At 63.9% G+C, this 1,674-nt stretch carries 2 protein-coding genes; one reads left to right on the forward strand and one right to left on the reverse strand.

From position 1 onward, the window contains the following. The coding region (locus tag E0L15_RS12135; protein WP_168125808.1) for a spore germination protein at nucleotides 1-898 on the reverse strand (898 nt) is incomplete at its 3' end. A gap of 183 nt (nucleotides 899-1,081) precedes the next feature. Between E0L15_RS12135 and lspA the strand changes: the two genes are divergently transcribed. Then, a complete protein-coding gene (gene lspA / locus E0L15_RS12140) occupies nucleotides 1,082-1,582 on the forward strand; it encodes a signal peptidase II (RefSeq protein ID WP_168125809.1) in 501 nt (166 codons plus the stop codon). The last annotated feature ends 92 nt before the right edge of the window (nucleotides 1,583-1,674 follow it).

Below are 1,674 nucleotides of genomic sequence, written 5' to 3' on the forward strand. Positions count from 1 at the left end.
GGGCCGAGGCACCCCGCCGGCCGGGGCCCCGGCCCTGCCCCGGGCGGTAGAAGCTGCCCAGGGTGGCGGGGACCACCCACCCCATGGGAATGCCGTCCCCCAGCCCCGCCGCCCGCCCCTCGGCCAGCCCCGCACAGAAGCGGTCGGGCCGCTGGGTGTACAGGCTCATGGGGAAGGGGGTGCGAGTCTCCTCCCCCACCATATACTGCTCCAGATTCCCCGTCATGAGCATGGCGTCAATGTCGATGGCCGCCACCTGCTCCTCCACCTGGCGGGCCAGCTGGGGGTCGGTGATACTTTTTATATAGAGAACGTCCACCGGGGTCACCGACTGCCGCCCCACAAAGGTCTCCCAGATGCGCAGCTCGGGGGCCCGGAGGCGGCGGCGCACCAGGGAGGTGTTGGTGCGGATGGACTCCACAAAGCAGTCCATGGAGCCCTTCACGTCCGGCTCGTTGTCCGGGGGCGAGATGGACCGCTTCTCCTCGGTGGCGGTCATGAGGGTGAGCACCTTGTCTTTTCCCCGGAAAAACAGGGCCACCCAGCCGTTTATGAGGTCAAAGACCACCTGGTCGGCGGTGGTGCGCTCCTCCACTGCCAGGGAGTACAGGCACCCCTTGGCCATGCGGTCGTAGGCCTCGTCCAGGGTGGCCACCTCCGCCAGGTCCTTGCACTGAGTCAGGGGGCGGAGCACGTAGTCGCTGGCCCGCTCGTTGCGCACCTGTCCCACAATGTAGAGCATCTCCACCGCCCGCTGGGGGTCGTCCCCCAGGTAGAGGGTGCGCCGCCCGAAATCTGCACACCCCTCAAAGACCTGGGCGATGCCGTCGGCGGTGAGGGGCACGGTGACCCGGGGCTCCCTTCGGGGGTGGGGCGGAGGTATTTGTTGGTGTCCCATGGGATTGCATTCCCCCTTTCATAAATTCCAGTATGCCGCCCTCCCCTCCCTTTTATACACTTCCTCTAATTTCCCCTTTACCATACCATTTTACTAGGAAAACACTGGACGAGCACCCAGGGGTGTGGTAGAATATCCACAGAGTCCACGCTGTGTGTGGAAATTTAGAACAAAGGTGATACCATGATTTACACAATCATCGCCCTGGTGCTGCTGGTGGCAGACCAAGTGGTGAAATACCTGGTGCGCACGGGCATCGACCTGGGCCAGTCCATCCCCTTCATCCCCCACCTGCTGGACCTGACCTTCGTACGCAACACCGGAGCCGCCTTCTCCATGCTGGAGGAACACACCTGGATCCTCATTCTCATCTCCGCCGTGGTGGTGGTGGTGGTGGCGGTGCTCACCGCCCGGAAGGTGTTCCAGGGCTGGCTGGGCCTCACTGCCGCCATGCTGGTGATGTGCGGCGGCATCGGCAACCTCATCGACCGGGTGGTGCTGGGCTACGTCACCGACATGTTCCAGACCACCTTTATGAACTTCGCCGTGTTCAACCTGGCTGACTGCTACATCACCGTGGGCGTGGTGCTCCTGTTCATCTATGTGCTCTTCTTCTACCCGGAGCCCCAAAAGAAGGAGGTGGACCCCCATGCTGACTGCGACCTTCCCGGTGACGGTACTTGAGCCGGGCCGAGCCGATGCGGTGCTGTCCGCCGCCGTGGACGGGCTCACCCGCTCGGCGGCCCAGAAGTGGATGGAGGAGGGCCGGGTCACCT

Origin of the sequence: Pseudoflavonifractor sp. SW1122 (assembly GCF_012027765.1) — a bacterium.
In the GTDB taxonomy this organism is placed as follows: Bacteria; Bacillota; Clostridia; order Oscillospirales; family Oscillospiraceae; genus Enterenecus; species Enterenecus faecium.

Bases quoted from the DNA above. Each gene is read 5' to 3' on its own strand.
- lspA (WP_168125809.1), top strand. From the start codon at position 1,082: ATGATTTACACAATCATCGCCCTGGTGCTGCTGGTGGCAGACCAAGTG.